The organism is Sphingomonas oryzagri (genome assembly GCF_029906645.1).
In the GTDB taxonomy this organism is placed as follows: Bacteria; Pseudomonadota; Alphaproteobacteria; order Sphingomonadales; family Sphingomonadaceae; genus Solisphingomonas; species Solisphingomonas oryzagri.
Genome location: NZ_JARYGZ010000004.1, coordinates 96,930 through 123,483, shown reverse-complemented (window position 1 = coordinate 123,483; position 26,554 = coordinate 96,930). Strand labels below are relative to the sequence as shown.

The 26,554-nt window shown below is 67.8% G+C and carries 25 protein-coding genes; 11 read left to right on the top strand and 14 right to left on the bottom strand.

Annotated elements, in window-relative coordinates; genetic code table 11:
- Window positions 1-14 precede the first annotated feature (14 nt).
- The 3 genes from gnd to QGN17_RS18870 are packed head-to-tail and all read left to right on the top strand — an operon-like array spanning window position 15 to window position 3,315.
- Window positions 15-992, top strand: coding sequence for a phosphogluconate dehydrogenase (NAD(+)-dependent, decarboxylating) (gene gnd, locus QGN17_RS18880; RefSeq protein WP_281046154.1), 978 nt, complete (start codon window positions 15-17; stop codon window positions 990-992).
- On the top strand, window positions 992-2,476 hold the full coding sequence (gene zwf, locus QGN17_RS18875; protein ID WP_281046153.1) for a glucose-6-phosphate dehydrogenase: 1,485 nt from the start codon (window positions 992-994) through the stop codon (window positions 2,474-2,476). Before gnd ends, zwf begins: the two co-directional genes overlap by 1 nt.
- Window positions 2,458-3,315: an HAD family hydrolase gene (locus QGN17_RS18870; protein WP_281046152.1), complete on the top strand. Its 858-nt coding sequence runs from the start codon at window positions 2,458-2,460 to the stop codon at window positions 3,313-3,315. The genes zwf and QGN17_RS18870 overlap by 19 nt, the downstream gene beginning before the upstream one ends.
- A 135-nt stretch (window positions 3,316-3,450) precedes the next feature.
- On the opposite strand, the gene QGN17_RS18865 is transcribed toward QGN17_RS18870, so the two are convergent.
- The 3 genes from QGN17_RS18865 to QGN17_RS18855 form a co-directional block, all read right to left on the bottom strand.
- The gene (locus QGN17_RS18865) at window positions 3,451-4,761 is read right to left on the bottom strand and encodes a sensor histidine kinase (RefSeq protein WP_281046242.1); all 1,311 of its coding nucleotides are present in this window, start codon (window positions 4,759-4,761) and stop codon (window positions 3,451-3,453) included.
- Between the two features lie 163 nt (window positions 4,762-4,924).
- Window positions 4,925-5,599: a response regulator transcription factor gene (locus QGN17_RS18860; protein WP_022689219.1), complete on the bottom strand. Its 675-nt coding sequence runs from the start codon at window positions 5,597-5,599 to the stop codon at window positions 4,925-4,927.
- Between the two features lie 109 nt (window positions 5,600-5,708).
- The gene (locus QGN17_RS18855; protein WP_281046151.1) at window positions 5,709-6,002 is read right to left on the bottom strand and encodes a hypothetical protein; all 294 of its coding nucleotides are present in this window, start codon (window positions 6,000-6,002) and stop codon (window positions 5,709-5,711) included.
- A 137-nt stretch (window positions 6,003-6,139) separates the two neighbouring features.
- Here QGN17_RS18855 and QGN17_RS18850 point away from each other — a divergent pair, with 137 nt between their 5' ends.
- Both QGN17_RS18850 and QGN17_RS18845 read left to right on the top strand, forming a co-directional pair.
- The gene (locus QGN17_RS18850) at window positions 6,140-7,924 is read left to right on the top strand and encodes an ABC-F family ATP-binding cassette domain-containing protein (RefSeq protein ID WP_281046150.1); all 1,785 of its coding nucleotides are present in this window, start codon (window positions 6,140-6,142) and stop codon (window positions 7,922-7,924) included.
- A gap of 119 nt (window positions 7,925-8,043) precedes the next feature.
- A complete protein-coding gene (locus QGN17_RS18845) occupies window positions 8,044-8,481 on the top strand; it encodes a hypothetical protein (protein WP_281046149.1) in 438 nt (145 codons plus the stop codon).
- A gap of 6 nt (window positions 8,482-8,487) precedes the next feature.
- On the opposite strand, the gene QGN17_RS18840 is transcribed toward QGN17_RS18845, so the two are convergent.
- From QGN17_RS18840 to QGN17_RS18815, 6 genes are all read right to left on the bottom strand, one after another.
- A complete protein-coding gene (locus QGN17_RS18840) occupies window positions 8,488-9,441 on the bottom strand; it encodes a bifunctional helix-turn-helix transcriptional regulator/GNAT family N-acetyltransferase (RefSeq protein WP_281046148.1) in 954 nt (317 codons plus the stop codon).
- Between the two features lie 70 nt (window positions 9,442-9,511).
- The gene (locus QGN17_RS18835) at window positions 9,512-10,330 is read right to left on the bottom strand and encodes an ATP-binding protein (protein WP_281046147.1); all 819 of its coding nucleotides are present in this window, start codon (window positions 10,328-10,330) and stop codon (window positions 9,512-9,514) included.
- A 78-nt stretch (window positions 10,331-10,408) separates the two neighbouring features.
- Window positions 10,409-10,975: an RcnB family protein gene (locus QGN17_RS18830; protein WP_281046146.1), complete on the bottom strand. Its 567-nt coding sequence runs from the start codon at window positions 10,973-10,975 to the stop codon at window positions 10,409-10,411.
- 82 nt (window positions 10,976-11,057) lie between these two features.
- Window positions 11,058-12,410 (bottom strand): PEP-CTERM-box response regulator transcription factor, encoded by a 1,353-nt coding sequence (gene prsR / locus QGN17_RS18825; RefSeq protein WP_281046145.1) that lies wholly within the window; start codon window positions 12,408-12,410, stop codon window positions 11,058-11,060.
- Entirely contained in the window at window positions 12,407-13,840 is a 1,434-nt protein-coding gene (gene prsK, locus QGN17_RS18820; RefSeq protein WP_281046144.1) for an XrtA/PEP-CTERM system histidine kinase PrsK, read from the bottom strand. The genes prsR and prsK overlap by 4 nt, the downstream gene beginning before the upstream one ends.
- 3 nt (window positions 13,841-13,843) lie before the next feature.
- Entirely contained in the window at window positions 13,844-15,232 is a 1,389-nt protein-coding gene (locus tag QGN17_RS18815; protein WP_281046143.1) for a TIGR03013 family XrtA/PEP-CTERM system glycosyltransferase, read from the bottom strand.
- A 158-nt stretch (window positions 15,233-15,390) separates the two neighbouring features.
- On the opposite strand from QGN17_RS18815, the gene QGN17_RS18810 reads away from it, so the two are divergent.
- Entirely contained in the window at window positions 15,391-16,470 is a 1,080-nt protein-coding gene (locus QGN17_RS18810) for a mannose-1-phosphate guanylyltransferase/mannose-6-phosphate isomerase (RefSeq protein WP_281046142.1), read from the top strand.
- 3 nt (window positions 16,471-16,473) lie between these two features.
- Here QGN17_RS18810 and QGN17_RS18805 read toward each other — a convergent pair whose 3' ends face one another.
- From QGN17_RS18805 to QGN17_RS18795, 3 genes are read right to left on the bottom strand one after another with little or no spacing between them, the layout of a single operon-like run.
- Window positions 16,474-17,127 carry a DUF4893 domain-containing protein gene (locus tag QGN17_RS18805; protein WP_281046141.1) on the bottom strand — a complete coding sequence of 218 codons (654 nt, stop codon included), beginning with the start codon at window positions 17,125-17,127 and terminating at the stop codon, window positions 16,474-16,476.
- Between the two features lie 48 nt (window positions 17,128-17,175).
- On the bottom strand, window positions 17,176-17,958 hold the full coding sequence (locus tag QGN17_RS18800; protein WP_281046140.1) for a 3-hydroxybutyrate dehydrogenase: 783 nt from the start codon (window positions 17,956-17,958) through the stop codon (window positions 17,176-17,178).
- Between the two features lie 18 nt (window positions 17,959-17,976).
- A complete protein-coding gene (locus QGN17_RS18795; protein WP_281046139.1) occupies window positions 17,977-19,125 on the bottom strand; it encodes a patatin-like phospholipase family protein in 1,149 nt (382 codons plus the stop codon).
- 115 nt (window positions 19,126-19,240) lie between these two features.
- On the opposite strand from QGN17_RS18795, the gene ypfJ reads away from it, so the two are divergent.
- A complete protein-coding gene (gene ypfJ / locus QGN17_RS18790; protein ID WP_281046138.1) occupies window positions 19,241-20,155 on the top strand; it encodes a KPN_02809 family neutral zinc metallopeptidase in 915 nt (304 codons plus the stop codon).
- On the opposite strand, the gene QGN17_RS18785 is transcribed toward ypfJ, so the two are convergent.
- Window positions 20,152-20,355, bottom strand: coding sequence for a DUF1660 family phage protein (locus QGN17_RS18785; protein WP_281046137.1), 204 nt, complete (start codon window positions 20,353-20,355; stop codon window positions 20,152-20,154). The genes ypfJ and QGN17_RS18785 overlap by 4 nt on opposite strands.
- 128 nt (window positions 20,356-20,483) lie before the next feature.
- Here QGN17_RS18785 and QGN17_RS18780 point away from each other — a divergent pair, with 128 nt between their 5' ends.
- The 3 genes from QGN17_RS18780 (at window position 20,484) to QGN17_RS18770 (ending at window position 24,324) form a co-directional block, all read left to right on the top strand.
- Window positions 20,484-21,464 (top strand): aldo/keto reductase, encoded by a 981-nt coding sequence (locus QGN17_RS18780; protein WP_281046136.1) that lies wholly within the window; start codon window positions 20,484-20,486, stop codon window positions 21,462-21,464.
- Between the two features lie 281 nt (window positions 21,465-21,745).
- On the top strand, window positions 21,746-23,962 hold the full coding sequence (locus tag QGN17_RS18775) for an acyl-CoA dehydrogenase (protein WP_281046135.1): 2,217 nt from the start codon (window positions 21,746-21,748) through the stop codon (window positions 23,960-23,962).
- A 98-nt stretch (window positions 23,963-24,060) separates the two neighbouring features.
- Window positions 24,061-24,324: a hypothetical protein gene (locus QGN17_RS18770; RefSeq protein WP_281046134.1), complete on the top strand. Its 264-nt coding sequence runs from the start codon at window positions 24,061-24,063 to the stop codon at window positions 24,322-24,324.
- 95 nt (window positions 24,325-24,419) lie between these two features.
- On the opposite strand, the gene QGN17_RS18765 is transcribed toward QGN17_RS18770, so the two are convergent.
- On the bottom strand, window positions 24,420-25,301 hold the full coding sequence (locus QGN17_RS18765) for a LysR family transcriptional regulator (RefSeq protein ID WP_281046133.1): 882 nt from the start codon (window positions 25,299-25,301) through the stop codon (window positions 24,420-24,422).
- A gap of 95 nt (window positions 25,302-25,396) precedes the next feature.
- On the opposite strand from QGN17_RS18765, the gene QGN17_RS18760 reads away from it, so the two are divergent.
- Window positions 25,397-26,554, top strand: a complete 1,158-nt coding sequence (locus tag QGN17_RS18760) for an isovaleryl-CoA dehydrogenase (protein ID WP_281046132.1) — start codon at window positions 25,397-25,399, stop codon at window positions 26,552-26,554.

Sequence of the window (26,554 nt, the reverse complement as noted above, 5' to 3'; positions counted from 1 at the left end):
GGAGTAGCGTCTTTATGCAGATCGGCATCGTCGGCCTCGGCCGGATGGGCGGCGGCATCGCCAAGCGCCTGATGGACCATGGCCACAGCACCGTGGTTTACGATCAGGCCGAGAAGGCGGTCGCCGACATCGTGAGCGCCGGGGCCACCGGCGGTTCCTCGTTGCAGGATATGGTGTCGAAGCTCGACAAGCCCCGTGCGGTGTGGGTGATGCTGCCGGCCGGCGAGATCACCGAGACGACGATCGAGACGCTGTCGGGCCTGCTCGAAGCCGGCGACACGATCATCGACGGCGGCAACACCTTCTACAAGGACGACATGCGCCGCGCGAAGGCGCTGGAGGCCAAGGGCCTGCACTATGTCGACGTCGGCACGTCGGGCGGCGTGTGGGGGCTGGAGCGCGGCTTCTGCATGATGATCGGCGGGCCGAAGGAACAGGTCGACCGGCTCGATCCGATCTTCGATGCGCTGGCGCCCGGCGTCGGCACGATCGCCCGCACCACCGGCCGCGACGGCGAGCCGACCCGCCCGGAGAAGGGCTATATCCACGCCGGTCCGGCGGGCGCGGGCCATTTCGTGAAGATGGTCCACAACGGCATCGAATACGGCATCATGGCCGCCTATGCCGAAGGCTTCGACGTGCTGAAGACCAAGAATGGCGCGCATCTGCCCGAGGACCAGCGCTTCGAGCTCAACATGCCCGACATCGCCGAGGTATGGCGCCGCGGATCGGTGATCTCGTCCTGGCTGCTCGATCTGGCGGCGGACGCGCTCTACGACAATCACGATCTCACCCAATATACCGGCAAGGTCGCGGATTCGGGCGAAGGCCAGTGGACGATCGACGCGGCGATGGAGGAGGCGGTGCCCGCCTACGTCCTCTCCGCCGCGCTTTTCGCCCGCTATCGCTCGCGCAGTGACAACACCTTCGGCGACAAACTGCTCTCGGCGATGCGCCACGGCTTCGGCGGCCACGTCGAGATGCCGCAATAATGGCGCGGGGTAAGAAGGCCCCGGCCACGGTGAAGCCGGGCGAGCCGGCGCCACCCGCTACCCTGGTGATCTTCGGCGGCGCGGGGGATCTCTCCCGCCGCCTGCTCACCCCCGCACTGGTCAACCTCACCCGCGACGGGTTGATCGGCGACGATCTCGCCATCCTTGTCGTCAGCCGCGGGCCGGACGAAGGCATCCAGCAGCAGCTCGCCCAGCATCTCGATCTCGCCGACAAGGCCACCAAGGCGGCCTGGGCGAAACGCTGCAGGAAGATCGCCTATTTCCAGGGCGAGTTCGACGATCCCGCCACCTATGAGGGGCTGGCGAAGCAGCTTTCCGGCAACGTCGCCTTCTATTTCGCCACCGCTGCCAGCTTCTTCGGTCCAATCGCGCAGAGTCTCGCCAAGGTCGGCCTGCTCAAGGAAACCGACGGCTTCCGCCGCGTGGTGGTGGAAAAGCCGTTCGGCCACGACCTCGCATCCGCCCGCGCGCTCAACAGGGTGCTGCTCGGCGTGATGGAGGAAAGCCAGATCTTCCGCATCGACCATTTCCTCGGCAAGGAAACGGTGCAGAACATCATGGTCGCCCGCTTCGGCAACGCCTTCCTCGAGGCAGTGTGGAACGCGCGCTACATCGATCATGTCGAGATCACCGCCGCCGAGACGGTGGACGTCGGCACGCGCGGCGCCTTCTACGATGCCACCGGCGCGCTGCGCGACATGGTGCCCAACCACCTGTTCCAGCTGCTCGCGATGGTCGGCATGGAGCCGCCCAACAGCTTCGATGCCGAAGCTGTGCGCAACGAGAAGGTGAAGCTGCTGCAGGCGGTCCGCGTCCCTACGCCCAAGGAGGCGAAGACCGACGCCGTGCGCGGCCGCTACACCGGCGGCACGATCGACGGCAAGAAGGTCACGTCCTACCTCAAGGCGGCGGATGTCGCGAAGAGCAGCACGACCGAGACCTATGTCGCGCTGAAGCTGATGGTCGATAGCTGGCGCTGGGCGGGCGTGCCCTTCTACCTGCGCACCGGCAAGGCGATGGCGGCCCGCGACACCGAGATCGTCATCCAGTTCAAGCCGGTCGCGCTCGCCATGTTCCGCGGAGCGGACATCGCCAAGATCCCGCCCAACAAGCTGGTCATCCAGATCCAGCCCAACGAGGGGCTGGACCTGCACTTCAACGCCAAGGTGCCCGGCCCTGTGGTCGATACCAAGGAGGTCTGCATGGCATTCCGCTACGCCGACAATTTCGATCTCGGCCACCGCACGGGCTATGAGACATTGCTCTACGACGTGCTGATCGGCGACCAGGCCCTGTTCCAGCGCGCCGATCAGGTGGAGCGCGGCTGGGAGATCGTGCAGCCGATCCTCAACGCCTGGGCGAAGGGCGGCGAGCCGGAGGATTACAAGGCGGGATCGGAAGGCCCGGCCTGCGCCGACGCGCTGATGGCGCGCGATGGCCGCGCATGGCATCCCGTCGTATGAGGGGCGGCACGAAAAGCAACGGGCCGATCCGCCTGTTCGTGTCCGATGTCGACGGCACGCTGGTGCGCCACGACAAGACGCTCGCCCCCGCCACCGTCGATGCGGCAAGGCGGCTGGAGCACGCCACCGTCCACATGACTCTGATCAGCGCCCGGCCGCCGTCCGGCATCCTGCCGCTGGCCAAGGCGCTGGGGCTGACCGCCCCGCTCGGTGCGTTCAACGGGGGCACGCTGGTGATGCCGTCGGGCGACATCCTCTCGGCCCGGCACCTGTCCGCCGAGGCCAGCCGCAAGGCCTACGCAATCGTGCGCGCCAGCGGCGCCTCGCTGTGGGTGTTCGCCGACGGCAAGTGGTTCGCCGACGACGCGACCAACCCGCATGTGCCGCACGAGGTGAAATCGGCGATGGTCGATCCGGTGCTCGACGGCGACTGGGAGTCGCTCCACGGCCGCATCGACAAGATCGTCGGAGTCAGCGACGACGTGCCGACCATCACCAAGCTGGAGGCGGACAGCAAGGCCGCGATCGGCAGCGACGCCGAAATCTCCTGCTCGCAGACCTATTATTGCGACATCACCCACCCGCTCGCCAACAAGGGCGACGGCATCGTCGCGCTCTGCGCCGCGATCGGCGTGCCGCTGGAGGAAACGGCGGCGATCGGCGACATGCCGAACGACGTGCCCATGCTGAAGCGCGCGGGCGTCGCGATCGCGATGGGGCAGGCTCCGACGGCGGTGAAGACCGAGGCCGACTGGGTCAGCGCGACCAACGACGAGGACGGCGTCGCCAAGGCGATCGAGCGGATCCTGCTGCCGGAAGTGGCGCGGCACAGGCTGTAAAATCCTCCCCCGCAAGGGGGAGGGGGACCGCGCGAAGCGTGGTGGAGGGGGCGGACGGCGGAGTGTTACCAAGAGAACACCGCCGCCATTCCCCTCCGTCGCCTTCCGCGCCACCTCCCCCTGACGGGGGAGGATTCAGCTTCCCGCCGCCGGCAGGCTCAGCCGCACCAGCAGGCCCCCGAGATCCTCGCTCTCCTCCAGCGCCACCGTGCCGCCGTAGATTTCGGCCACGTCGCGCACGATGGCGAGGCCGAGGCCGGTGCCGGGCTTGCCCGTATCCAGCCGCGCGCCGCGCTCGAAGATCTTCTCGCGCTCGGCCTCGGGGATGCCGCGACCGTCATCCTCGATCGCGATCTCGACCATCGGCCCCTTCGCGCCCACCGTCACGAATACGCGGCCACCGCCATATTTCGCGGCATTTTCCATCAGGTTGCCGAGCAGTTCGTCGAGATCCTGCCGCTCGACCCGCACCGCCAGCGTCTTTTCGCCGTCGAGATCGATCACCGCCTCGGGGAAGAGGCGATCGACCGCGCGCTCCACCGCCTGCAGCGACGGCCAGACCTCCGCCCGGCTCTGCGCCGATCCGCGCCGGCCGACCGCCCTCGCCCGCGCGAGGTGGTGGTCCACCTGCCGCCGCATCGTGCGTGCCTCGCGCATCACGGTGGCGTTGAGATCGGGCGAGCGCGCCGTCGCTTCGTTCATGATGACGGTCAGCGGGGTCTTGAGCGCGTGGGCAAGGTTGCCGGCGTGGGTGCGCGCCTCCTCCGCCTGCTTCTCGTTGTGGGCGAGCAGGTCGTTCAATTCCTCGACCATCGGGCGGATCTCGATCGGCAGCTTGACGTCCACCCGGCTGAACCGGCCCGAGCGTACGCCCGCGATGGCCAGACGCACCTTGCGGAGGGGCCACAGGCCGTAGATGGTCTGCATCGCCGACATCAGCAGCAGGCCGATGCCGAGGATGGCGAAACTGCGCACCATCGTCTTGCGCAGGATGGCAATCTGGTCGTTGAGCGAATCGCGGCTTTCCGCGACCTGGAAGCGCCAGACGGTCTTGGACCCCGGCAGCTTCACGTCGCGTTCGCGCACGCGCAGCACCTCATCCTTGAACTGCTTGCTGTCGTAGGTGACGACGTCGGGCGCGGGCTTGTCGAGATTGACGGCGAGCGTCTGGTCCCACAGCGAGCGCGACGGAAACAGATCGTGCCCCTTGCCGGCAATCTGCCAGTAAAGGCCCGATCCGGGCTCGAGGAAGCGCTGGTCGGCCAGCGGCCTCAGGAAGCGGACCTCGCCGTCCGGGCCGATGTCGGCCTGCACGATCATCGCGGTCAGCACGTAATCGAGGTTGCCGTCGAAATTGCGCGTCACCGCGCCGACCAGCAGCTTGTCGAGCGCATAGCCGCCGCCGCTGAGCAGCAGCAGGATCCACAGCGCGGCGACGCCGATCATGCGGCGGGTGAGCGAGCCGGCGGTGCGTCCGTCACGGCCCCATTCGCGCCCCTTCGGACGCATGAATGCGAGAATGCGCAGCATGTTTATCGGCACCCGCCACCACCGCTCGCGCCGGCCCTCCTCACGGACGGCGGCGCCGGCGGCGGGGGCGGCCTGCGCGTCAGGCAGTGGCGGCGTCGGGCTCTTCAAGGCTGTAGCCCAGGCCCCGGATGGTGGTGATGATGTCCTGGCCCAGCTTCTTGCGGATGCGGGTGACGAACACCTCGATCGTGTTGGAGTCGCGATCGAAATCCTGATCGTAGATATGCTCGATCAGCTCGGTGCGGCTCACCACCTTGCCCTTGTGGTGCATCAGGTAGCTGAGCAATTTGTATTCCTGCGCGGTCAGCTTCACCGGCTCGCCCGCGCGGGTGACCTTGCCGGAGCGGGTGTCGAGGCGGACGTCGCCGGCGATCAGTTCGGACGAGGCGTTGCCCGACGCGCGGCGGATCAGCGCGCGGAGCCGTGCGATCAGTTCCTCGGTCTGGAACGGCTTGGCGAGATAGTCGTCGGCGCCGGCATCGAGGCCCGCCACCTTGTCCGACCAGCTGTCGCGCGCGGTGAGCACCAGGACGGGCATGTCGCGCCCCTCCTTGCGCCAGCGATCGAGCACGGTCAGCCCGTCGATCTCGGGCAGGCCGAGATCGAGGATGATCGCGTCATAGGTTTCGGTGGAGCCGAGATAATGGCCATCCTCGCCATCGGTGGCGAGATCGACGGCATAGCCCGCGCCCTCCAGCGTAGCGCGCAGCTGGCGGCCCAGCGTGGGTTCGTCCTCGACGACGAGAATGCGCATGGCGGTTCGGCCCTTTCTGTGATCCTTCGCCCCTATGTGGCGCGGGGAAGCTGAACGGGCAAGCAACGGAACGGTTGCGATATATTCAGATTGGATTTCGCAAGCGCCGTCAGCGCGGCGAGCGACGGACCTCACGGCCGGTACGGCCATCGACGTCCACCCACGACACCGAACCGTCACGCATGTATTTGAGACGATAGCTGCCCTGATCCGGATCGTAGTCCGACCCCAGATAGTCGTAGCCGGGCATCCTGCCCTGCCACTGCCGCTGGATGTCGCGGAGCGGCGGGCCGCCCTCGCGCCGCATCTCGCGCGCCTGATACTGGTCCGAACGGCGCGGCCACGCGTCGGCCGCCGTGGACACGGCACCGATCATGGACAGGCACAAGAGGACGCGTTTCATCACCATTTCGGGTGCTGGCATAGAGCGCGGGCCTTGAACAACCCGTGAATAGGGGATCATTCGCTTGGTCATCAGCTGTGACCGATTTGCATCGCCCAGGGTTACATTTTGGCTGCACATCGCCTAGCTGCGCGTTCATGGCTGCTCCCGTCCTTTCCTACGAAGATCTCGGCGTCATTCAGGGCTCCGGCTGGCTGTTCCGGCATCTCGACATCCATGTCGGCCAGCGGGACCGGCTGGCGCTGATCGGGCGCAACGGCGCGGGCAAGACGACGCTGCTGAAGCTGATCGCCGGCGCGATCGATTCGGACGAGGGGCGCCGCACGATCCAGCCCGGTACGCGGGTGATCCTGCTGGAGCAGGAGCCGCGCATGGAAGGCTGTGCGACGCTGCGCGACTACGCTCTGGCCGCGCCCGACGCCCCCGCTCCGCACGAAGTGGAGGCGATCGCCCAGCAGATCGGCCTCGACCTCGATCGCCCGGCCGACACCGCCTCGGGCGGCGAGCGGCGCCGTGCCGCCATCGCCCGCGCGCTGGCGCAGGATCCGGACGTGCTGCTGCTCGACGAGCCGACCAACCACCTCGATCTCGCCGCGATCGAGTGGCTGGAGGAATGGCTCTCCCGCTTCACCGGCGCCTTCATCGTGATCAGCCACGACCGCGCCTTCCTGACCCGCCTGACCCGGCAGACGCTGTGGCTTGACCGGGGCGGAGTCCGTCGCGCGGAAATTGGTTATGGCGGCTTCGAGGCGTGGACCGAACAGGTCTATGCCGAGGAGGAGCGCAACGCCCAACGGCTCGATGCCAAGCTCAAGATCGAGGAGCATTGGCTCCAGCGCGGCGTCACCGGGCGCAGGCGGCGCAACCAGGGCCGCCTCGCCAAGCTCAAGGAGATGCGCGCCGAGCGGGCCGCGATGGTCGGCCCGCAGGGCACCGCAGCGCTCGCCACCGCGACCGACGATGCGCGCTCCAAGACGGTGATCGACATCAAGGGCGTCACCAAACGCTACGGCGAGCGGACGATCATCAAGGATCTGACCTTCCGCGTCACCCGAGGCGACCGGATCGGCATCGTCGGGTCGAACGGCGCGGGCAAGACGACGCTGCTCAAGCTGCTGACCGGCGAGATCCAGCCCGACGAAGGCACGATCACGCAGGCCAAGACCCTCAATGGCGTGATCATCGATCAACAGCGCAAGCTGATGGCGCCCGAGAAGCGCGTGCGCGACGTGCTGGCCGACGGCGGCGACTGGATCGACGTGCTCGGCGTGAAGAAGCATGTGCAGGGCTATCTCAAGGAGTTCCTGTTCGATCCCTCGATCGCCGAAGCGCGGATCGGCAGCCTCTCCGGCGGCGAGCGCTCGCGCCTGCTGCTGGCGCGCGAGTTCGCCCGCGCCTCCAACCTGCTGGTGCTCGACGAGCCGACCAACGATCTCGACATGGAGACGCTGGATCTGCTGCAGGAGGTGATCGCCGATTATGACGGCACCGTGCTGCTGGTCAGCCACGATCGAGACTTCCTCGATCGCACCGTGACGGTGACGCTGGGCCTCGACGGCTCCGGCAAGGTCGATGTGGTAGCCGGCGGCTATGACGATTGGGCAAAGCGCCGCGCGCCGAAGGTGGAGGCGAAGAAGGCGCCTGCCCCCAAGGCGGATGGGCTGCCCGCCGCCGCTCCCCCGAAAAAGGCCAAGCTCTCCTACAAGGACCAGCGCGACCTCGACCTGCTGCCCAAGGAGATCGAGACGCTGGAGGCGCAGATCCTGCGCGACGAGGCGGCGCTCGCCGATCCGGACCTGTTCGCGAAGAACCCGCAGCGTTTCGATCAGCTGATGAAGGCGATCGAGTCGGCGCGCGACAGGAAGGACGCCGCCGAGATGCGCTGGCTGGAACTGGCCGAGATGGCCGAAACGCTCGGCTGACCAGACCAAGGGCCAAGTGCCGTCAGACCTTGGTGGAAGCCGCCCCGTACAGTGCGGTGCCGGTAAGGTTTCGATAACCGCGCCCACCGATGCCGGTCCCGTCAGCAAGGGAGCGGGTCGTGGCACTGCAGGTTTTCCTCGATTATCGGGACAAGATGCTCACGATCATGGAAGTGGCCGAGAAGGGCCTGGGCCATGCCGTGCCGACCGACAGCCTGTCGCTCGATCTCGCCCGCACGCGCATGGCGCGGGTGCTCACCGCCTACCATCTGTTCGCCGATCGCGAGCTGTTCGGCCCGTGCGCGGCGCGGGATCCGTCCTGCCGCCAGCGGGTACAGGCGGTGGCGCTGGAATGTGCAGTGCTCGCACAGGACTTCCGGGGCTTCACCCGCGAATGTGCGCTCAACCCGGTGATCGATCGCTGGGCCTCCTATCGGCTGGACGCGCTGGCGATGATGGCGCGCATCCGCAAGCACCTCGCCGCCGCCGAGGTGGAGGCGCGCTATTGCGTCAGCACCGAAAAGCCCGCCGCCACCTCCTACCGCAGCGCCGCCTGAGGCCGGTCAGCCGCGCCAGCGCATCGCCACGTCGCAGCGTTCGTAGCGGGCGGCGTAGCGCTCCTTGATTTCGGCATCATGCGTGAAGCCGAGCTTTTCGTAGAGATGGATGGCCGGCGCGCAGCGGCTGTTGGTGAGCAGATAGAGCGTTTCGATCCCCATCGCGCGCGCCCGCTCCAGCGTGGCGGCGAGCAGGAATTCCCCAGCCTTCCGCCCCCGCGCGCTTTCCAGCACGCCCATCTTGGTCAGCTCGTAGACGCCTTCCTCGATGCGGATCAGCGCGCAGGTGCCGACGACGCCCAGCCCCTCCGCCTCGACGAACAGGATCACGCCGCCGCGATCGACGATCAGTTCGCGCGGGCGTGTGAGGATCTGGACGTCATTCTCCTCCAGCCGGAACATGGACGAGATCCACTCGGCGTTGATCCGGTGGAAATCCTCCGCCAGCGTGTCGTCATATTCGCGTACCGTCAGGGGCGGCGACCAGCGGCGCGCGCGCTCTTCCAGCGGCATGGCCTCCAGTGCCGTCTCGATCTGCCCGATCTGGTCGAGCAGCCCGCCGGTGAGCGGCGCGCAGAGCTGCTTCACGGCACCATCCAGGCGCGGCCACATCGATTGTCTCGCCAGCGTCATGGCCGCGCTGCCGGCATCGGTCAGCCGGAGGGTTTTCTGGCGGAGGTCGGTGTCCGATCGCTCGGCCTCGATCAGCCCGCTCTCGACAAGACCGGTGGCGCAACGGGTGACCGCGGGCTGGCTCACGCCCAGCGCCTCCACCGCCTCGCCGACCGTCAGCGGGCCATAGCGATCGATCGCGGCCAGCAGCGGAAACTGCGCTGGCTGGATCGCCAGCCCCGCCCCCTGCGCGACCCGTGCGGCGTCCGCCTGGAGGCGCTCGGCCAGTCGCTTGAGCCGGCTCCCGAGGAACAGCTCGCCCAGATCGACCAGAATATCGCGCGTCATCGCCAACTCCATAACGTGTTATATTACACGCTATATATCTGGGCTCTCGTCTTGCCAAGAGGTGCGTCGGCTAGACCTTCCTGCCTTCGCGCCCCGCCAGTTCGACGACATAATGCCAGGCGACGCGGCCCGACCGCCCCCCCCGCCCGGTCGCCCAGGCGATCGCGTCGGCGGGATCGAACGGCAGGCCCAGTTCCGTCGCATAGGCCTCGACCATGGCGACATAGGTCGGCTGGTCGACATTGTGGAAGCCCACCGACAGGCCGAAGCGATCGGCCAGCGCGAGCTTGTCGTCCATCACGTCGCGCGTATTGATCGCGCGCTCGGCCTCGCCATGCTCGCGCGAGACGATATGGCGGCGATTGGCGGTGACGTGGAGGCGGGCATTGTCCGGCCGCGCCTCCGCCCCGCCCTCCAGCAGCGAGCGCAAGGTGCGCGGGCCGGCCGAGCCTTCCTCGAAGCCGAGATCGTCCACGAACAAAGCGAAGGCCCGATCCAGCGGCGCGATCAGATCGAACAGGTGCGGCAGAGTAGGCAGCGCATCGGGCGCGACCTCGATCAGCGCGATACCCTTCCCCTCGCCCTGCAACGCACCGACCGCCGACTTGACCAGCGAGGACTTGCCGGTGCCGCGCGCGCCCCACAGCAGCACATCGTGCGCGGGCAGACCGTCGGCGAGGCGGCGGGTGTTGGCGAGTACCTGCGCCTTCTGCGCCTCGATCCCGGTCAGCAGATCGAGCGCCAGCGGGCGGAAGGCGCGCGTCGCGACCAGCACGCCCTCGCGCCACACATAGGCCGGGTGCGCCAGCGGATCCGCGGCGGGCGGCGGCGGCGGCGAGATCCGCTCCAGCGCGGCGGCGATGCGGGCGAGGTCGGGGGTGTCGGTCATGCGCGTCGCATAGCGGCGACGGCACGCGGCGTCATCCCGCGAGATGCGGGGCCGGCCTTCCGACCGGCCCGTGGCCCGTCAGTAGAAGGCGCCGTAGATCACGTCGCGGATTCGGCCGGTGCGAACATCGACCAGCAGCAGGTCCGGCCCGTAGCGTACCCAGCGGCAACCGTAGGGCGGCGGGCCGAAGCCGTAATTGGCGTAGTCGTCGAAATAATAACGCGACGAGAGGAACAGGTGGGGCAACAGCAGGCCGATCGTCCAGCGGCGGTACGAATAGCCGCGCGGATACTGCCAGCCGGGGCGGTGGATGGGCCGGAAGTTCGGCGGACGAATGCCGGGCTTGTGCGGCGGGCGCGGCTTCTGCCAGCCATGACCGGGTTTCACCGGCGGCTTGGGTCGCTCGGGACGGACAGGCTTCGCCGGGCGTGGCGGCTGGATCGCGGGGCCGCCCGTGCCGGGCCGCGGCGGTGTCGGCCGAGACGGGCCGGGTCGCGACGGCGCCGGCCTCTGCTGCGCGGGTTTGGCCACCGGTGGACGGCCATGGCCACCGCCTTGAGCCGGGCGGGCATGATCCTGTGCCAGTGCGATGTCGGGAGCAACGAGCAGCAGCAAAGCGCTGCCGAGCAGGAGATGCGTCTTCATCGGCCATCCTCCGTCATGTCGGCGCGGAGGCTATGCAAGTTCGGCTGGCCCGACAAGTCGAATCGGGCATGAAACGAAACCGCTAGCCCGCCGCCTGCAATCCGTAGGCCTTGAGCAGATCGTAGAGCGTCGGCCGGCTGATGCCGAGCAGCCGCGCGGTCTGCGAGATGTTGCCGTCGGCGCGGGCCAGCGCCTCGCCGATCGCCTTGCGGTCCGCCGCCTCGCGCACGCTGCGCAGGTTGAGCGCCTCCGGATCGCCGCCCGCCAGATCGAGATCCTCGGCGGTTAGCGCCTTGCCCTCCGCCATGATGATCGCGCGTTTCACGCGGTTCTCAAGCTCGCGGACGTTGCCCGGCCAGCGCGCAGCCGAAATGGCGTCCGCAGCGTCCGGCGCGAGGCCTTTCACCTGGGCGTTGATGACCGGCGCGTGGCGGCGGAGGAAATGGCGAGCGAGCAGCACCGCGTCGCCCGGCCGCTCGGCGAGCGTCGGCAGGCGCACCACCATCTCGGCAAGACGGTACCAGAGATCCTCGCGGAAGCCGCCGTCGGCCACCATCGCCTCGAGATTGCGGTGGGTCGCGCAGACGATGCGGACGTCGACGGGGATCGCCCTGCGCCCGCCGATCCGCTCGATCACCCGCTCCTGCAGGAAGCGGAGCAGCTTCACCTGTAGCGGCAGCGGCACGTCGCCGATCTCGTCGAGGAACAGCGTGCCGCCTGACGCCAGCTCGATCTTGCCCTCGACGGTGCGCACGGCGCCGGTGAAGGCGCCCTTCTCATGCCCGAACAGTTCTGACTCCAGCAGAGTCTCGGGGATCGCCGCGCAGTTGATCGCGACGAACGGCCCTTTGGCGCGACGGCTCGCCTCGTGCAGCCCCCGTGCGACAAGTTCCTTGCCGGTGCCGGACGCGCCCAGCACCAGCAGCGAGACGTCGGTCTGCGCCACCCGCTCGACGGTGCGCGCGACCTTGAGCATCTCGGGCGCCGCCGTCACCAGCCCGCCCAGCACCGTGCCCCCGCCCGACAATGCGGAGAGGCGCGCATTCTCCGCCTCCAGCGCATGAACGTGGAAGGCGCGCGCGACGATCAGCCCGAGCGTGTCGATATCGACCGGCTTGGCATAGAAATCCCACGCACCCCGCGCGATCGCGTCGCGCGCGCTCTCCGGCGCCTCGTGGCCCGACGCGACGATCACCTTGGTGTCGGGCTTGAGCGAGAGGATCTCGGCCAGCGTCGCGAAACCCTCGGTGGTGCCGTCGGGATCGGGCGGCAGGCCGAGATCGAGCGTCACCACCGCTGGCTCGTGCAGGCGCAACGCCTCGATTGCGGACGTGCGATCACCCGCGATCACGACCTCATAATCCTCATAGGCCCAGCGCAGCTGGCGGGCGAGGCCGGCATCGTCCTCGACGACGAGAAGGATCGGCTTGGTCATGCGCTCAGCCGCTCCTGCGGGGCGTCGGCCATAGGCAGCAGGATCGCGAAGCGGGTGCCCTCGCCTTCGCGGCTTTGCACCTCCAGCCGGCCGCCCATCGCCGCGATCAGCGCGCGCGCCTCGAACGCGCCGATGCCGAAGCCGCCGGTCTTGGTCGACTCGAACGGCACGAACAGGCCGTGGCGCAGGAATTCCGCGGTCATGCCACGCCCGCGATCGAGCACCGCGATCTCCACCTCCAGCCCGCGCCGCTCGACCGAAAGCCACACCGGCTCGGCCGCTGGGCTGGCCTCGATCGCATTCTGGACGAGATGGTCGAGCGCCGTCTCCAGCCGGGTCGGATCGAACAGGGCATGGATCTCCACCCGCCCGGTCAGGCGGATCGGGTGCTGCGCGCGGCGGCGCTGCGCGATCGCCTCCAGCAGCGCCATCGGTGCCGCGACGCGCGGGGCATCGGCGCGCACCTGCTGGGGTGACAGGCGCTGGAGCAGCCCGTCGAGCCGCGCCACGCTGTCCTTCAGCGTCGCCACCATGTCCGCGCGGAAAGCCGGGTTGTCGGCATGGCGCTCGGCATTGCGCGCGACCAGGCCGAGCTGGCTCGCGAGATTCTTCACGTCATGGACGATGAAGGCGAAGCGGCGGTTGAATTCGTGGAAGCGGCGTGCCTCGGACAGCGCCTCCTGCCCCTGCGCCTCGGCAAGGTGGCTCGCGACCTGCCGGCCGGCGACCGACAGCAGGTCGAAATCCTCCCAGTCGAGCCGGCGAGACACCGGCGGACGGCCGAGCAGCACGAGGCCCGCCAGGCGCTCGCCATGGACCAGCGGCACGCCCGCCCAGATGCCGGCATCCTCGATCAGCCAGCGCGGCGCCAGTTCGCGCTCCTCCTCGGTGGCGGCGGCGCTGGCCTCCGCCCCGCGAAGAGCGTCGCCGTCGAGGACGCGCTGGTTACGCTCCAGCAGGCGGGTGAAGTCGGCGGCCGCGCCGGCGGACGCTCCCTGCGGCCACGCGCCCGCGCCAGCAGGCTCCAGCCGGCCCGAGGCGCCGACCACCAGCAACCGCGCGTCGCGCGTCTCGACGATGTCGGCCAGCGCGCGCTCGATGCGGACGGCCAGTTCCTCGCCCGGACGGACGTCGCCGAGCCGATGGGTGAAGCGCAGCCATTGTTCGCGATAATCGTAGCGGTGGCGGAAGAGATGCTTCGCGAGCTGCAGCTTCAGCCAGCTGCGCGCGCGGCCGGGCGGCATCAGCATCATCGCCGCGAAGGTCGCACCGAACACGCCGAGCAGGCGCGCCGCCCATTCGTAGGCGAAACCGAGCGGCTCGACCGCCGCCATCAGCATCGCCGCCGCCGCGATGTAGAGGAGCGCGACAGTGATCGCCAGCGCCCGGACGATCACCTTGCGCGAGGGGTTCACCACCCCGTCGGCCATGGCTCAGCGCGCTCCTGACGGCCAGAGCAGCACGCGTACCGTCTGCAGCAGGATCAGCAGATCGAGGAAGGGCGTGTAGTTCTTGGCATAATAGAGATCATATTCCAGCTTGTTGCGCGCATCCTCCAGGCTGGCGCCGTAGGGATAGTTGATCTGCGCCCAGCCGGTGATGCCGGGCTTCACCATGTGACGCTCGGCATAGAAAGGCAGCTGCTGCGCAAGATCGGTGACGAACTGCATCCGCTCCGGGCGCGGGCCGACGAAGCTCATCTTGCCCTTCAGCACCACCCACACCTGCGGGATCTCGTCGATGCGGACCATGCGGATGAAGCGGCCGATGCGCGTCACGCGCGGATCGTTTTCCTGCGCCCAGACGGCGACGCCGGCGACCTCCGCATCCTGCCGCATCGAGCGCAGCTTGATCACGTCGAACTCCTCGCCGAAGAGGCCGACGCGTTTCTGACGGTAGAAAGCCGGCCCCTTGCTCTCCAGCCTGATGAGCAGCGCGAAGAGTAGGATGACCGGCGAGGACAGCACCAGCAGCAGGCCGGAGGCGAGGATGTCGAACAGCCGCTTGGCCGCGGTCGAGATCATCCGGCCGGAGGTGAAGCCGTCCGAGAAGATCAGCCAGCTGTGGCTCGCGGTGGCGAGATCGACGCGGCCCGTCTCGCGCTCCAGAAAGCTGGACAGCTCGTTGACATGGACGCCCGTGGTCTTGATGCGCAGCAGATCCTGCAGCGGCAGCGCGTTGCGCCGCTCCTGCAGCGCCAGCACCACCTCGGATGCCTTGAGGTTCACGACATGGTCGGAAAGACTCTCGATCGCGTCGCGATGGATGGCGCCGCGCACCGTGCTCTCGGCATTGGTCATCCCGACGAAGCCGCAGACGACGAAGCCGGCCCCCGGCCTTTCCGAAAGCTCCTTGATCCGTGCCGCGCGCTCGCCCGCGCCCAGTACCAGCACGCGCCGCTTGAACGCCTCCGATCCCAGCACCGAGCCGAGCAGCAGCCGCGCCAGCGTCAGCACCGTCGGCGCGATCAATGCGGCGTAGAGCGCGTTGGAACGCCACAGCGTGAGGCCGGGCGAGACGAAGGCGGCGACCGATACGAAGATCAGCCCCAGCGCGGTCGCCACCATGATCCGCACGCAGGCGAAGCGCACCGATTGCAGGGCATCCAGCCCGTAGACGCCAACCGCGATCATCGCGATCTCGACCGAGCCGGTGAAGGTGAGGATCGGCCCGATCCGGCTGGTGACCGGCGTGATGGTCATGCCGATCTGCCAGGCCCGCAGCACCCAGCTCGCCTCTGCGGCGCAGGCCAGCAGCACGACGTCCACCAGGCCGAGCAACAGCACGGCGTGGGGCACATAATGCTTGAACAGCCTGATCACGCCGGCACGGGTCCCTTGTCGCGCGGGCACCGGTAGCCCGCTCGACAGGGGGTGTCGCCGAAATTGACAAATAAATCCTGAAACCTTGCGCCGGTCTGGAGGATTAAGCCATTCTCGCCCCGCCGTCCAGCATGGGCCGCACGCGAATCGGGGAATGAATGACGGAACGCCGACGGATCACGCCGGTCATCCTTTCGGGTGGATCGGGCACGCGATTGTGGCCGCTGTCGCGCACCGGGCGACCCAAGCAGCTGCTGTCGCTGACGCACGAGGAGACGATGCTCCAGCTGACCGCGCGGCGCACCACCGGCGCGCGCTTCGCGGCGCCGATCGTCGTCGCCAATGCCGCCCATGCGGACGAGATCGAGGTGCAGCTCGATGCCGCCGGCATCGCCGACGCCCGTCTGATTCTGGAACCCGCCGCCCGCAACACCGCGCCCGCCATCGCGCTGGCCGCCGTCGAAGCGGAACCGGACGCGCTGCTGCTGGTCATGCCGAGCGACCATGTCATCGCCGACGTCGACGCTTTCCATGCAGCGATCGAGCGCGCCGTGCCGCTGGTGGAGGACGGCTGGCTCGTCACCTTCGGCATCACGCCGACCGCTCCCGAAACCGGCTATGGCTACATCAATCGCGGCATGGAGATCGCCCCCGGCGTGAACCGGGTGAAGCGGTTTGTCGAGAAGCCCGATCGCGGCACCGCCCAGCATTATGTCGCGACCGGCCATTACAGCTGGAACGGTGGCATCTTCCTGTTCACCGCCGGCGCCTATCTGGCGGCGCTGGACGAGTTCGCCCCGGATATGGCGGAAGCGGCACGCACGGCGATCGGCGCGGCACGGCGCGACGGGCACCAGATCCATCCCGAAGCGCATGCGTTCGGTCGCTCGCCCTCCGATTCGATCGATTATGCGGTGATGGAAAAGGCGGAGCGGGTCGCGGTGGTGCCGGTCGACATGGGCTGGTCCGACGTCGGCAGCTGGGACGCGCTGCACGAACTCGCCCCCAAGGACGAGGCCAACAACGCCCACCATGGCGCGGTGATCGCGATCGACACCAACAACTGCCTGATCCGTTCAGAAGGCCCGCTGGTCGCCGCCGTCGGCGTGCAGGACGTGATCGTCATCGCCACCCACGATGCCGTGCTCGTCCTGCCGCGCGGCGACAGCCAGCAGGTCAAGCGCGCGGTCGAGGCGCTCAAGCGCGACGGCCACATCACGCTCGACAAACCCTTTTAGGGTTCAGCCCTCCGGCACCAGCTCCATCACGTCGATCTTGGATTCCCAGGCGGGATCGGGGATCAGCATCCGCCACTGATGCTCGCCGATGCGCTGGACCGCGCCGACCATGTCGCGATCGACGTCGCGGCCGTAGGTGATCGGCTTCTGCTCGTCGCCGAGGATCATGGTGCCGAGAAAGACGGTGCGCGACGGGCCATCCGGATAGAGGCGCCCCGAAGGGCGCTGCAGCCCGTCCAGCTCGATCAGCCGGGTCAGGCTGTCGGACGGACGCACCTCGCAACGATGCTCCGGATAAGCGATGTAGGTGAGGCGCCCGGCGTCGCGCGAGCCGAGCTTGATGACCCGGCAGCGATAGAAACCGACCGGCAGCGTCGCGCCGTCCATCGCCGTGTCGGGATCGAGCAGCCGGCCCTGCGCATCGATTTCCGCGCCATGGCCGTCGCCGCGCGCCTGATCGAGCCCCGTCACGAACGCCTTGCGCCAGTCGCGCAGGCGCACGTGATCGGGATCGGTGATCGCGTCGTGCCAGTCGGGCAAGCCGCCTGCCCCCGCCGTGCCGGGCGCCGGCGGCGGGCATGGCTGCCGGTTGTGCGCGCACGCCGCGAGGCCGGCGCACAGGGTCAAGGCGAGCAGACGGGCGGGCGCGATGGTCATCGCCGACGTCTTAGCCAGCCTTGGCAGGCCCGCGCCAGCGGTTTCGGATCACTCCGCCGTCCAGCCGCCATCGATCGAATAGTTGGACCCGGTGATCTGCGCCGCCTCGTCGCGGCACAGGAACACGGCCAGCGCCGCCACCTGCTCGGCGGTGACGAACTGCTTGGTCGGTTGGCCATCGAGCAGCACGTCGTTGATCACCTGCTCGCGCGTCATGTTGCGCGCCTTCATCGTGTCCGGAATCTGATTCTCGACCAGCGGCGTCCAGACATAGCCCGGCGAGATGCAGTTGACCGTGATGCCGAAGGTCGCCGTCTCCAGCGCCGCCGTCTTGGTGAGGCCGGCGATGCCGTGCTTGGCGGTGACGTAGGCGGACTTGAACGGCGAGGCGACCTTGGAGTGAGCCGACGCGGTCGAGATGATCCGCCCCCACTTCTTTTCCTTCATCAGCGGGATCGCCGCCTGCATCAGGTGGAAGGCCGAGGAGAGGTTGATCGCGATGATCTGGTCCCACTTCGCCACCGGGAAGGTGTCGATCGGCTCGACATGCTGGACGCCGGCATTGGCGATCACGATGTCCGGTCCGCCCAGTTCGTCGTGGCAGCGCTTCACCATCGCCGCGATCGACTCGGGCTTGGTCATGTCGGCGTCGCTGTAGAGCGCCTTGCCGCTGGTCGCCTCCAGCGCGGCGCGCTCCTTCTCGATCGCGTCGGCGTCGCCGAAGCCGTTGATCATCACCTGCGCGCCCTCGGCGGCCAGCGCCTTGGCGTAGGCCAGCCCGATGCCCGAGGTGGAGCCGGTGACGAGCGCGGTCTTGCCCTTGAGGAACATGGGGATCTCCTTGGTTGGTCAGGGTCGATTGAGGTCGAAGGCCATCGTCTTGCGGCCGGAAATGTCCTTGGCGAGCACCGCCGAATTGCTGATCGTGCGCGCCACCGCGTCGCGGCCCGCCTGCCAGTGTTCGACGCGGGTGCGCTCGGAGAATTCATAGTCGCGCGATCCGCCCTCCCAGGCGTTGGCGCGGTAGATGAGCTGGACCAGCGCGACGGCATTTTCGTGCGCGATCGCGGTCAGTTCCTTCACGTCGGGATCGTCCTGCAGCTCGGGCGGCAGCTTGGCGAGCACGCGCGCGGCGACCTCGCGGCGCTTGCGGGCCTTCATCAGCTGGTCGGAGATGGTGCGCGTCCGGCTGGAATACTGGATCTCCTTGGCGCGCGCCGCCACGTCCATCATCGTGCGGGGCAAGGCACCCTTGGACGAGAAGAGATCCACCTGGAAGATCAGCATGTCCTCGCTCTGATTGTCGAGGACATGGCTGAGCGGCGTGTTGGAGACGACGCCGCCGTCCCAATACCATTTCCCGTCGATCTCGACCGGCGGCAGGCCCGGCGGCAGCGCGCCGGATGCCATGATGTGGCGATGATCGATCCGGTCGTGCTTGGTGTCGAAGAATCGGAAATTGCCGCTCTCGATCTCGACCGCGCCGACGGACAGGCGCACCGGCCCGTCGTTGAGCAGATCCCAGTCGACGAGGCCGTTCAGCGTCTCGACCAGCGGGGTCGTGTCATAGAAGCTCAGCGCCTCGATCGTGCCGGGGATCGCCATCGCGGGCGGCCAGGGACGCGGCGAGAAGAAGCCCGGTACGCCGCCGGTGGCGACCAGAGCCGCCGACCATTCGTTGAGCGCCTCGCGCATCTGGTCGTGGACGAAGGGGATCGGGAAGCTCGGCAGCGCCGAGGTGACGATCGCCCAGAACTCCCTGAGCCGCGCCAGCCGCCGTTCCGGCGGATTGCCGGCGATGATGGCGGCGTTGACCGCGCCGATCGAGATGCCGGCGACCCAGTCGATCTCGATCGCGGCCTCGTGCAGCGCCTCGTAGATGCCGCCCTGGAAGGAACCGAGCGCGCCGCCCCCCTGCAGGACGAGCGCCACCTGCGGCGGCAACGGGAGCGGCGGAGGGGGCGCGGACCTGCGCCGTTTCGGATCGGCCTCGGACATGACGGCAAGATGGTCCCTTTGCTGCATTGCATCAAGCACAGGATCATGACGATTTTGCAACGATCCCCGTTGGCGCGCATTATGGTCGGCGGGCGAATCTCCCTGGGGACCAGACATGCGGCTCGACGACTACCGGACCAGCGACAATGTCGGTGACGAGCGCGGCCAGGATTTTGGCGGAGGCGGCGGCTTAGGCGGCGGCGGCGGGCTGCTGCCCCTGCTGTTTGGGATCGTCGGCAGCCGCTTCGGCATCGGCGGGATCGTGGTACTGGTGATCGGCGCGATGCTGTTCGGCGTGAACCCGCTCGGCCTGATGGGCGGCGGCCAGAATGCGCTGCCGCGTGGCGGCGGCCCGACGATCAGCCACGAGAGCGCGGCGAAGGCCTGTTCGGCCGATGCGGCGAGCAAATTCTCCTGTCAGGTGCTCGCCAATACGGAGGACACGTGGGGGCCGATCTTCGCCCAGCAGGGCAAGGAATATACGCCCACCGCGCTGATCTTCTACAGCCGCAACGGCATGTCGGGCTGCGGCGCGGCGCAATCGGCGATGGGGCCGTTCTACTGCCCCAACGACAAGCGCATCTACCTCGACACCGAATTCTACGACGAGCTGAAAAACAAGTTCGGCGTGGATGGCAATTTCGCGCAGGCCTATGTCATCGCGCACGAGGTCGGCCACCATGTGCAGGACGAACTCGGCATATTGGGCCAGGCCAACCAGCGGCAGAGATCCGCCTCGACCAAGGAGTCCAACGCCATCCAGGTACTGGTCGAGCTGCAGGCCGACTGCTTCGCCGGCGTCTGGGCGGCGCACAATCGCGACCGGATCGAGCCGGGCGACGTCGAGGGCGGGATGAAGGCCGCGCACGCCATCGGCGACGATACGCTCCAGCAGGAAGCGCAGGGTCGCGTCGTGCCCGACAGCTTCACCCACGGAACCTCGGCCGAACGGATGAAGTGGCTCAAGCGCGGCATCGACAGCGGCGATCCCGCCCAGTGCGACACCTTCACGGTCGGCGCGGACGGCTAGAGTTCTTCACCCTTTTCGTGGCGATGCTGCTTGCGGTTCGAGGCGCCGTCCATCTCGTCATCGAACAGGCGCCAATTCTTGCGCTCGTCGCGAAGCATCGCCGCGCCGCAGCGGATGCAGGGCGCGCGGAAATCGACATTGTCGTTCCATACACGGGTCTTATCGGGCTTGTGCCCGAAAATCGCACACGGCAGTTGCATGGTTCCCCTCAGGACACGAACCGGTCAAGCAACACAAAATGGCGCCGGAGAGTTAATCGAACCGACCGCTCAGGAATAGTCGTGCTGCAGGTGCGGCATGAAATTAGGCCCGGATCTGGAGATCACGCATGGACTATCGCAAACTCGGCAATACCGGCCTCGACATCTCGCCGCTCTGCCTCGGCTGCATGACCTTCGGCGTGCCGGATCGCGGGCCGCACGAATGGACGCTCGACGAGGAGAAAAGCCGGCCGATCATCCGTCACGCCGTGGAGGCCGGCATCAACTTCTTCGACACGGCCAACGTCTATTCGGACGGTACGTCGGAAGAGATTGTCGGCCGCGCGCTCAAGGACTTCATTTCCCGCGACGAGGTGGTGATCGCCACCAAGGTCAACGGGCGGATGCACAAGGGGCCGAACGGCGCCGGCCTGTCCCGCAAGGCGATCATGGCGCAGATCGATGCCTCGCTGACCCGGCTCGGCACCGATTATGTCGACCTCTACCAGATCCACCGCTTCGATTACGACGTGCCGATCGAGGAGACGCTGGAGGCACTGCATGACGTCGTGAAGGCGGGCAAGGCGCGCTATATCGGCGCCTCGTCCATGTACGCCTGGCAGTTCGCCACGATGCTCCATGTCGCCGAGCAGAATGGCTGGACGCGCTTCGTCACCATGCAGAACCATCTCAACCTGCTCTACCGCGAGGAGGAGCGCGAGATGCTGCCGCTGTGCGAAAGCGAAGGCGTCGGCGTGATCCCGTGGAGTCCGCTAGCCCGCGGCCGCCTCACCCGCGACTGGGATGCGACGACGGAGCGATCCGAGACCGACAAGTTCGGCAAGACGCTCTACGCGAAGACGGGCGACGCCGATCGCAAGGTGGTCGATGCGGTGGCCGCGATCGCCGAGGCGCGCGGCCTGCCCCGCGCGCAGATCGCACTGGCCTGGGTGCTGGACAAGCCGGAAGTCTCCGCGCCGATCGTCGGCGCGTCCAAGATCAACCATTTGGACGACGCGATCGCCGCGCTCGACATCACGCTCACGGACGACGAGATCGAGCGGCTGGAATCCCCTTATATCCCGCACGCGGTCGCCGGTTTCGAATAGTGCAACTCGACCAAAGTCGATTGGGATTTTGTGTCAGACCTGTTACGATTCCCGAACAACAATGATGTTGCGTCGGAGAGGAAGTCGATGGTCGGTCCGAGTGCGTCGCGCCGTGAAGTGGCGGGATGGACGATGGGTTTGTTCGTCAGCACGATCATGTGGGGGGCGCTGATCGCAGGCGTGTTCGTGTTACGATCCTGAAATCTTGAGGCGCCGTCCGGCGCGGGGCATGGACCTCTCGGGCGCGGTTTGCGTTGCAGACCGAAACGAGAGGATTGTCCATGACCGTTTCCACCCTGCGCCGCGACATCGTCACCCGCCCCGTCTTCAAGGCGGTGGAAGGCGTGATGCCCGCGCTTTCCGGAACCGAGGCCGAGGCGATCGACGCCGGCGATACCTGGCTCGATGCGGCCCTGTTCACCGGCAATCCGGACTGGAACGTCCTGCTCGACGTGCCACCCGCGAGCCTGTCGGCGGAGGAACAGGCCTTCCTCGACGGGCCGGTGGAGGAACTCTGCGCGCTGGTCGACGACTGGAAGGCGACCTTCGAGGATCATGACCTCCCGCCCGCCGCCTGGGATCTGCTGAAGCGCGAGCGCTTCTTCGGCATGATCATCCCGAAGGACTATGGCGGCCTCGGTTTCTCGGCACTGGGCCACAGCGAAGTGGTGCGCAAGCTCTCGACCCGGTCGTCCGCCGCGGCCGTCACCGCGATGGTGCCCAATTCGCTCGGGCCGGGCGAGCTGATCATGAAGTTCGGCACCGATGCGCAAAAGGCGCACTGGCTGCCCCGCCTCGCCGACGGGCGCGAGATCCCCTGCTTCGGCCTCACCTCGCCGGAGGCCGGATCGGATGCCGCCTCGATGACCGACACCGGCATCGTCACCTTCGGCGAGTGGCAAGGCGAGCGCGTGCTCGGCATCCGGCTGAACTGGCACAAGCGCTACATCACGCTCGGCCCGGTAGCGACCATCCTCGGCCTCGCCTTCAAGCTCTCCGATCCCGAGAAGCTGCTGGGCGGCGAGGAGGAGATCGGCATCACCGTCGCGCTCGTCCCCACCGATCTGCCGGGGGTCGAGATCGGGCGGCGCCATTTGCCCGCCATGCAGGCCTTCATGAACGGCCCCAATGAGGGGCACGACGTGTTCATTCCGCTCGACAATATCATCGGCGGGCGCGAGCGCGTCGGCCAGGGCTGGCGGATGCTGATGAGCGCGCTGGCCGCCGGACGGGGCATCTCCCTGCCCTCGCAATCGGCCGCCGCCGCCGCCTTCGCCGCCTGGACGACCGGCGCCTATGCGCGCGTGCGCCAGCAGTTTCACGTGCCGATCGCCGAGTTCGAGGGCGTGCAGGAGAAGCTCGCCCGCATCGCCGGCAACGCCTATCTGCTCGATGCCGCGCGCAAGCTCACCTGCGCGGGGCTGGACATGGGCCACCACCCGGCCGTCATCTCGTCGGTCATGAAGCTGCACGCCACCGAGCGGATGCGTGTCACGATCAACGACGCGATGGACGTGCACGGCGGCAAGGCGATCATCGACGGGCCGAGCAATTATCTCGGCAACAGCTACCGCTCCGTGCCGGTCGCGATCACGGTGGAGGGCGCCAACATCCTCACCCGCTCGCTGATGGTGTTCGGGCAGGGCGCGATCCGATCGCACCCCTATCTGCTCGACGAGATCCGCGCGATCGGGGAGGACGACAAGGCGCTCGCGCTTACCGAGTTCGACGCGGTGCTGTGGAAGCATGTCGCCCACGCGCTCAAGACGGCGATCCGCGCGGCGGTGCGCAGCTGGACGGGCGGCGTCTTCGCCCCCGCGCCGGACGCGGGGCGCGCCAAGCGCTTCTATCGCCAGATGTCGCGCTATTCGGCCGCCTTCGCCTTCTGCTCGGACATCGCCTTCCTGTCGCTGGGCGGCGAACTCAAGCGGCGCGAGTTGCTGTCCGCGCGGCTCGGCGACATTCTCTCCGAACTCTACCTGCTCTCCGCCGCGCTCAAGCGCTGGGAGGATGAGGGCCGGCAGGATGCCGACTGGGTGCTGCTGCGCTACGTGATGGAAAGCGGCTTCCGCACCATCGAGGACCGTTTCGACCAGTTGATCGCCAACATGCCGAGCCGGCCGGTGCGCTGGATGCTGCGCCTGTTCGTCATGCCCTTCGGCCGCCGGGCGCGCGGCCCGTCCGACTGGCTGATCCGCAAGACCGCGGCGATCCTGACGGCCCCGTCCGAATCGCGCGGCCGGCTTACCGCGAACATCTACCGGGGCCGCGACGGGGATGCGGTCGCCAGGCTGGACGAGGCCTTCGCGCTCGTCGCCGAAACCCAGCCGATCCGCGACCGGCTACGCAGGGCGCGGGTGAAGGATTGGCGGAATGCCCCGGAAACCATTCTTCCGGAGGCCGAACGGAGCCAGCTCGAAGCCACGGATCGGGTGATCGCCAAAGTCATCGCGGTTGATGATTTCGCGGCCGAAGAGCTTGTTCCAAATGCAGATTAGTTAATCGGGGGGCTTGACTTTGTGCGGCGCAACGAAAAGAGTGACGCTGTAGGCACGGGGCCGCGAGGCTGGCCATGCCTTCTACGAAGGGGAGCAATATGGCACGTTTCATTCTCGCCGCTCTGGCCGGGGCGACTCTCGTCGCTTCGCCGGTTCTCGCCAGCCAGCCGGTGCGCCCGTCGGGCGCGGCGCTGAAGCTGCAGCCGGTCGGCCTGCAGAGCAATGCACGCGTCGGCGCGAAGCTCAACAAGAAGGGTTCGGACCTGACGACGGCCGCGACCGGCGGCCTGCTGGCGGCCCTCGTCGGCGTCGGCATCGGCGTCGGCATCGCCACGAGCGGCAGCAACAGCACCAGCCCGTGATTTCGATCCGCTGACCGACCGGATCGACGATCCGGTCACCAGTCGAACAGCAGGCTCGATCTTCGGATCGGGCCTGTTTTCGTATCGGGAAAGGCTCAACGCGCGCCCGACCCACCAAACGCCGCCACCGTGGCGCGGATCGCTGCGACCACGCCGCCCGTATCGCGCCAGCCGACCGCGTGATGGCCGAACAGCAGCCCGATCTCGCGCCGGATCATGAAGCCCGCGATCCGGGGCCTGGCAACGCCGGCCGCCGCATAGCCCGCCGGCATCACCGTGATCCCCACGCCCGCACGCACTAGGGCCAGCGCCCGCTCGTCGTTGGTGGTCCGCGCCGCGAAGAATGGCCGCACGCCGCGCGCGGTGAAGTGGCGGCTGGTATCGGCCAGCACCTCGCACTGGCGGCGCACGATCATCGTCTCGCCGGCCAGTTCCTCGGCCTCGATCTCGGCCCGGTTGGCGAGCGGGTGCGTGGCGGGCAAGGCCAGCGCATAGCCTTCCTCCAGCAACGGCTCGGCGGTGAAGCGATGCTGGTCGGGCCGGATGATGGTCAGCGCCATGTCGATCCGCCCGCGCGACAGCCGTTCGACCAGTTCGCGCTCGCGCCCCTCGACCAGCTCGAACCGCTCGCTTGCCATCGCCGGATCCGCGAGCAGCCGGTCGATCCACGCCTGCGGCAAGGTGGTCAGCACGCCGAGCCGCACGGTGGAGGTCGCCCCCGCCCCGGCCACCGCGCGCTCGGCCAGCGCGAATTCCGCCTCGATCCGTCGCGCGTGGACGGCGAAGCGCACGCCCGCCTCGGTCAGCTCGACGCGCTTGTTGGTGCGGTGAAAGAGCGGACGGCCGACGTCGCGCTCCAGCTTGGCGATGCCCACCGACAGCGTCGGCTGCGAGACGTTGCAGGCGGCCGCCGCGCGCGAGAAATTGCCCTGGTCTATGACGCTCAGGAAATAGCGCAGCAGATAGCGATCGATCATAGACAGTCTCTATGATGTTGGCCGGCACCTTTCAATTTTTCTCGCGGAACCGCCTGCGGTATGAGGCGTCCCCATAGGATAGCTGGAGAGACTGGATGCAGGCGTTCGACTTCGCGCTCGGCGAGATGGCGGACACGATCCGCGACACCACGGCGCGTTTCGCCGCCGAGCGGATCGCGCCGATCGCGGCAAGGATCGACGCGGAAGACAGCTTCCCGCGCGAGTTGTGGCCCGAAATGGGCGCGCTCGGCCTGCACGGCATCACCGTCGAGGAGGATTTCGGCGGCCTCGGCTTGGGCTATCTCGAGCATGTCGTCGCGCAGGAGGAGGTGGCCCGCGCCTCGGCCTCGGTCGGCCTCTCCTACGGCGCGCACTCGAACCTCTGCGTCAACCAGATCCGCCGCTGGGCCAACCCGGAGCAGAAGGCGAAATATCTCCCCAAGCTGATCTCCGGCGAGCATGTCGGCAGCCTCGCCATGTCGGAGGCCGGCGCCGGATCCGACGTCGTCTCCATGAAGCTGCGTGCCGACAAGGTGGACGGCGGATACCGGCTCAACGGCACGAAATTCTGGATCACCAACGCGCCTTATGCCGACACGCTGGTGGTCTACGCCAAGACGGTGCCGGACGGCGGCTCCAAGGGCATCACCGCCTTCCTGATCGAAAAGGACTTCGCCGGTTTCTCGATCGGCCAGAAGATCGACAAGATGGGGATGCGCGGCTCGCCGACGGCCGAACTGGTGTTCGACGACTGCTTCGTCGCGGACGAGCAGGTGATGGGGCCGCTTCACGGCGGCGTGAAGGTGCTGATGTCGGGCCTCGATTACGAGCGCGTGGTGCTCTCGGGCATCCAGCTCGGCATCATGCAGGCCTGCCTCGACACGGTGCTGCCCTACGTGCGCGAGCGAAAGCAGTTCGGGACGCCGATCGGCAGCTTCCAACTGATGCAGGCGAAGGTGGCCGACATGGTGGTCGCGCTCAATTCGTCGCGCGCCTACGTCTATGCGGTGGCGAAGGCCTGCGATGCCGGCAAGACCACCCGCTACGACGCGGCGGGCGCGATACTGCTCGCCTCCGAGAATGCGGTGAAGGTCGCCAACGAGGCGATCCAGGCTCTCGGCGGCGCGGGCTACACCAAGGACTGGCCGGTCGAGCGCTATCTGCGCGATGCCAAGCTGCTCGACATCGGCGCCGGCACCAACGAGATCCGCCGCATGCTGATCGGCCGCGAGCTGATCGGGGCCGCTCAGTAA

What these genes read in the sequence shown, in the direction of transcription:
- gnd (WP_281046154.1), top strand. Translation starts at nt 15, where the DNA reads ATGCAGATCGGCATCGTCGGCCTCGGCCGGATGGGCGGCGGCATCGCC.
- zwf (WP_281046153.1), top strand. Translation starts at nt 992, where the DNA reads ATGGCGCGGGGTAAGAAGGCCCCGGCCACGGTGAAGCCGGGCGAGCCG.
- QGN17_RS18870 (WP_281046152.1), top strand. Translation starts at nt 2,458, where the DNA reads ATGGCATCCCGTCGTATGAGGGGCGGCACGAAAAGCAACGGGCCGATC.
- QGN17_RS18865 (WP_281046242.1), bottom strand. Translation starts at nt 4,761, where the DNA reads ATGATCGGCGTCGCCGCGCTGTGGATCCTGCTGCTGCTCAGCGGCGGC.
- QGN17_RS18860 (WP_022689219.1), bottom strand. Translation starts at nt 5,599, where the DNA reads ATGCGCATTCTCGTCGTCGAGGACGAACCCACGCTGGGCCGCCAGCTG.
- QGN17_RS18855 (WP_281046151.1), bottom strand. Translation starts at nt 6,002, where the DNA reads ATGAAACGCGTCCTCTTGTGCCTGTCCATGATCGGTGCCGTGTCCACG.
- QGN17_RS18850 (WP_281046150.1), top strand. Translation starts at nt 6,140, where the DNA reads ATGGCTGCTCCCGTCCTTTCCTACGAAGATCTCGGCGTCATTCAGGGC.
- QGN17_RS18840 (WP_281046148.1), bottom strand. Translation starts at nt 9,441, where the DNA reads ATGACGCGCGATATTCTGGTCGATCTGGGCGAGCTGTTCCTCGGGAGC.
- QGN17_RS18835 (WP_281046147.1), bottom strand. Translation starts at nt 10,330, where the DNA reads ATGACCGACACCCCCGACCTCGCCCGCATCGCCGCCGCGCTGGAGCGG.
- QGN17_RS18830 (WP_281046146.1), bottom strand. Translation starts at nt 10,975, where the DNA reads ATGAAGACGCATCTCCTGCTCGGCAGCGCTTTGCTGCTGCTCGTTGCT.
- prsR (WP_281046145.1), bottom strand. Translation starts at nt 12,410, where the DNA reads ATGACCAAGCCGATCCTTCTCGTCGTCGAGGACGATGCCGGCCTCGCC.
- prsK (WP_281046144.1), bottom strand. Translation starts at nt 13,840, where the DNA reads ATGGCCGACGGGGTGGTGAACCCCTCGCGCAAGGTGATCGTCCGGGCG.
- QGN17_RS18810 (WP_281046142.1), top strand. Translation starts at nt 15,391, where the DNA reads ATGACGGAACGCCGACGGATCACGCCGGTCATCCTTTCGGGTGGATCG.
- QGN17_RS18805 (WP_281046141.1), bottom strand. Translation starts at nt 17,127, where the DNA reads ATGACCATCGCGCCCGCCCGTCTGCTCGCCTTGACCCTGTGCGCCGGC.
- QGN17_RS18800 (WP_281046140.1), bottom strand. Translation starts at nt 17,958, where the DNA reads ATGTTCCTCAAGGGCAAGACCGCGCTCGTCACCGGCTCCACCTCGGGC.
- QGN17_RS18795 (WP_281046139.1), bottom strand. Translation starts at nt 19,125, where the DNA reads ATGTCCGAGGCCGATCCGAAACGGCGCAGGTCCGCGCCCCCTCCGCCG.
- ypfJ (WP_281046138.1), top strand. Translation starts at nt 19,241, where the DNA reads ATGCGGCTCGACGACTACCGGACCAGCGACAATGTCGGTGACGAGCGC.
- QGN17_RS18785 (WP_281046137.1), bottom strand. Translation starts at nt 20,355, where the DNA reads ATGCAACTGCCGTGTGCGATTTTCGGGCACAAGCCCGATAAGACCCGT.
- QGN17_RS18780 (WP_281046136.1), top strand. Translation starts at nt 20,484, where the DNA reads ATGGACTATCGCAAACTCGGCAATACCGGCCTCGACATCTCGCCGCTC.
- QGN17_RS18775 (WP_281046135.1), top strand. Translation starts at nt 21,746, where the DNA reads ATGACCGTTTCCACCCTGCGCCGCGACATCGTCACCCGCCCCGTCTTC.
- QGN17_RS18770 (WP_281046134.1), top strand. Translation starts at nt 24,061, where the DNA reads ATGGCACGTTTCATTCTCGCCGCTCTGGCCGGGGCGACTCTCGTCGCT.
- QGN17_RS18765 (WP_281046133.1), bottom strand. Translation starts at nt 25,301, where the DNA reads ATGATCGATCGCTATCTGCTGCGCTATTTCCTGAGCGTCATAGACCAG.
- QGN17_RS18760 (WP_281046132.1), top strand. Translation starts at nt 25,397, where the DNA reads ATGCAGGCGTTCGACTTCGCGCTCGGCGAGATGGCGGACACGATCCGC.